Below are 4,092 nucleotides of genomic sequence, written 5' to 3'. Positions count from 1 at the left end.
GGCTTTGAATAAAACCCTGTGTTTGACGTAAAGCCAGTTGGAACAGGTTGCGTATTGTCAGGGCAAACTGAATGGCAGTATCAGAGTAGGTCGGTTGACATCCTTTTTTGCCTGTAGGCATTGCATACCATTGCATTTGGGGATCAAACCAAATAGTGAAAGCACCCCGTTGGCGTAAAGCCTGATTGTACTCAGCCCAGTTGGTTGTTTTGTAGCGGCTTTTTGATTCTGTATTCATCTAAACTGTATGGGGATGAATTCCTTTTATGCAACAAAGCCAATCAGGATTGTTATATTACATTATAAATGTATTTACATTTATAAACAGTAAGTCGTAGCATATTTAAATATGCTGATCGTTATTGCTGAAAAAAGTTAAAATAATTTTTATTTTATTATGTCTTATATTAACAGTCGCTGTGCTTGTTATTTTCCATCAAAACGAATTTAATATCCGTTTTGATGGACTCTTATTATATCAACTCACGTAAAGTAACTTGCTTTATTGGGCCATCTGTTAGCGTCAATGATTGTTCTGGGTCATGACCAAATATAATTTTGGCTCCTCTCGATTGTAATTTTTTAAATAATTCAAAACTTTTTTTCATATTTTCAGCATCATTAACAACTAATGCATCTGGTAGAGTCATTGTTTCCAATGCTTTTTTTAAATAACAAGCATCACCAGTAAGCACAACTTCTTTACCTTCTAATTTTATTTTTAAAGATTGGTGACCTGGGGTATGACCATAGCTTGGGAATAAAACAACACCGCCATCGCCAAATAAATCATGCTCACCTTCAATTTCTAAGCGATCATGTCCTAAATCGTAAAGTTTTGGATAATATATTTGTTTTTCAATGTTTTCTTCATTTTTTGCAGCTTGCCATTCTCGTTTTTGAACGATAATACGGGCATTCGGGATACTTACATTACCGCCGCAGTGATCAAAATGTAAGTGGGAATTAATGACATAGTTAATTTTTGCAGGATCTACTCCAAATGCTTCAAGTCGGGATTTTATATCTTCATGTGCATGATATTGGACTGAGATTAAACTCGCATAAGCACCTAATGCCTGTTTTACATCTTCAGGATCTTCCGATTGTAAATTTGTTTCTAAGCCAGTATCAAACAGGACAGTCCCTTTAGGATGTTCGATATAATAAGATTGGATTGGCACAGCTAAATAACCACCTGATTTTCCTGCAAAGAAAAATCCATAAGGCATTGTGACCCAACCACAGGTCATTGCATATAATTTAATTGAATAATCTTCCATAATGTGAGTTCCACTAATCAGTATTTTATATTTCTGAATCAAATTGAATAAATATAACGACATGTTGAGAAAATGAGATCAAATAATATTTTTTGATTGTTTTTATAAAGAAAAACTATGCCTCTCTTTTTTCTGATTATTAAATAAAATTCATATTGTTTTAATAAGGTTTTTTCTTATTAATTGGCTATGTTTTTTAGTTTTACGTAGAAGTTTTAAAAATAGAACAGTATTTTCTAAAAAAAGGCATTAATTTAAATTTTACTTGAGTTAGGATTTTAGACAGGTGGAAAGTGATCATATAACAATATGAAATACAAGGATATTGTAAATGAAGAAGCATTTTATTGATGGAAAGGTTGCAGAGCCCCATTTGCAACAATATATTGATGTAAAAAATCCAAGCACAGGCCAGGTCATTGATCAAATTGCGCGAGGTGATGCAAATGATATTGATGATGCAGTCAAGAGTGCAAAATCAGCATTGTATAGTGAATGGGGGAATAAAAATCCTATAGAACGTAGCCGTATTCTAATGAATATATCGAATATTGTTTTAAAACATAAAGATGAATTGGCTACCATTGAAGCACAGGATACAGGTAAACCGATTGAATTAGCTAAAAAAGATATTGATGCTCTTGCACGTTATTTTGAATATTATGCTGGCGCTGCAGACAAAGTCCATGGGATGAGTATCCCGTATTTAAATGATTATTCAGTCGTGATGCTTCGTGAACGAGTAGGTGTCGTTGGTCACATTATTCCCTGGAATTATCCTGCACAAATGTTAGGTCGAACTTTAGCTCCTGCATTGGCAATGGGAAATGCATCCGTTATTAAACCTGCAGAAGAAGCATGTCTGACTTCATTGCGATTCATTGAACTTGCGACCGAAGCTGGTCTGCCTAAGGGAGCAGTGAATATCGTAACTGGTTATGGTATAGAAGCTGGTGCTGCTTTAACAGCCCATCAGGATGTTGAGTTAATTACGTTTACTGGCTCACCACAGGCTGGAGTTTTAGTTCAGAAAGCTGCAGCAGAACATTATGCACGCTGTGTATTGGAGCTTGGAGGAAAATCTCCACAAATCGTATTTGAAGATGCTGATTTGGATAAAGCCTTACCGAGTTTGGTGAATGGTCTGGTACAAAATGCGGGTCAGACTTGTTCCGCAGGGACACGTGTTTTAGTTCATGAAAGTATTTATGAAAAGTTAAAAACGTTATTAGCTGAAAAATTCAATCAATTAGTGGCAGGATCACCAGAAAGTTTGCCAGATTGTGGACCAATTATTACTGAAGCCCAGTATCACAGAGTAAATAAATTTATCCGGGAATGTATAGATTCAAAGCTGCCTAAAATTGCAGAAGGAAAAATAAGCCCTGATGCACCTCAGTCAGGTTTTTACGTGGCTCCAGTTATCTTTGGGCCTGTACCTAGAGATCATAAGCTTGCAAATGATGAGGTTTTTGGACCAGTGCTGGCACTTATGACTTTTAAAGATGAAGCGGATGCTATTGAGCTTGCAAACGGAACCGATTATGGACTAGTAGCGTCAGTGTGGTCTGAAAATGGAGCTAGACAACAACGAGTAGCCAAGCGATTAGAAGCAGGTCAGGTCTATATCAATTGTTTTGGGGCAGGTGGTGGTATCGAACTTCCATTTGGTGGAGTCAGAAAAAGCGGACATGGTAGAGAAAAAGGCTTTATCGCATTAGAAGAGTTTAGCCGGGTTAAAACCATGATAAATCATCACGGATAAGCCATATTTATCTATTAAGAGGGACTGTATTGTAAATGTCTTAGAAGTTTTTGGGCAGCAAGACTTAATGGACGGCTTTTATTGTAACAAATAAGAATCTCTCGTGTAGACCATTCTTCATCAATTGAATAAAAGTTTAACTCCATCGTTTGTGTAAATTGCATTGCTATTTTCTTTGGAATTACACCTATTCCAAAACCTGCTTCGACCATTCTACATACAGTTTCAAAACTTCCGACACGGACTCGGACACGGATAATTTGTCCAACTTTTGCTGCAGATGATGACAATAATTTACTAATTGCTGTCGAACCATCCATCAACACAAAGTCGAAACAAGTGATTTGTCCAAAATTTATTGAAGGTGAATTGAAATGAATATCCTTACTCGTAATGATTACTAGCTCGTCTTTGTAATATGGCAAAGTTACCAAGTCTTCTATGTAGTTTGTATTAACAATTATTCCAAGTTCATGATGATGACTCCTGATTGAGTTGATGACTTCTGTTGTAAAAGCTTCAGCAATCTCAACTCTGATGTCAGGGTGATCTTGATTGAAACTGTTTAACTGTTTTGGCAACTCATAAGTAATTGCAGAAGTGCTGGCAATAATTGAAACTGAGCCTTTTTTCCCATGTGAATAATCCGAGACATCAGCCTGAGCCAAATGTACTTGTTCAAAAATATCATGGGCTTTTTTGTATAGCGTATGACCCGCGTCAGTTGCGGATACACCGCGACCTGTACGTTCTAGAAGCTGAACACCGTAATGATCTTCTAATAGATTTATACGGCGGCTTAATGCTGCCAAAGCAATATGCTGTTCTTTTGAAACACGTGTCAGGCTACCAGTATTGATACATTCCACAAACAATTTTAGAGAAACAAGGTCAAGCATATTTTTATTACCATTCGAATTTTGCGAAATCAGGTTTAGAAAAATAATGAGTTCTATAAGTCTAAATTTCGTGAAATTATAACTCAATATATTTTTTTGAATGCCATTATCAATTCAGTATGGAATTATCAATTCAGTATGGAAT

Annotated in this window: 4 protein-coding genes; 1 reads left to right on the top strand and 3 read right to left on the bottom strand. The window is 36.1% G+C overall.

The features are described from left to right. Positions 1-238, bottom strand: a 238-nt coding sequence (locus KPC_RS18230; protein WP_171334546.1) for a transposase, incomplete at its 3' end; no start/stop codon positions are given. Positions 239-473: 235 nt separating this feature from the next. Then, positions 474-1,283, bottom strand: a complete 810-nt coding sequence (locus KPC_RS18225; protein ID WP_121975749.1) for an N-acyl homoserine lactonase family protein — start codon at positions 1,281-1,283, stop codon at positions 474-476. A 331-nt stretch (positions 1,284-1,614) separates the two neighbouring features. On the opposite strand from KPC_RS18225, the gene KPC_RS18220 reads away from it, so the two are divergent. Further along, a complete protein-coding gene (locus KPC_RS18220; RefSeq protein WP_121975748.1) occupies positions 1,615-3,048 on the top strand; it encodes an aldehyde dehydrogenase family protein in 1,434 nt (477 codons plus the stop codon). A gap of 14 nt (positions 3,049-3,062) precedes the next feature. On the opposite strand, the gene KPC_RS18215 is transcribed toward KPC_RS18220, so the two are convergent. Beyond that, on the bottom strand, positions 3,063-3,947 hold the full coding sequence (locus KPC_RS18215; protein WP_121975747.1) for a LysR family transcriptional regulator: 885 nt from the start codon (positions 3,945-3,947) through the stop codon (positions 3,063-3,065). Positions 3,948-4,092 lie beyond the last annotated feature (145 nt).

The organism is Acinetobacter stercoris (genome assembly GCF_900323515.1).
GTDB classification, from domain to species: Bacteria; Pseudomonadota; Gammaproteobacteria; order Pseudomonadales; family Moraxellaceae; genus Acinetobacter; species Acinetobacter stercoris.
The sequence above is the reverse complement of the archived record's forward strand: the minus strand, read 5'-3'. Positions and strand labels throughout refer to the sequence as shown.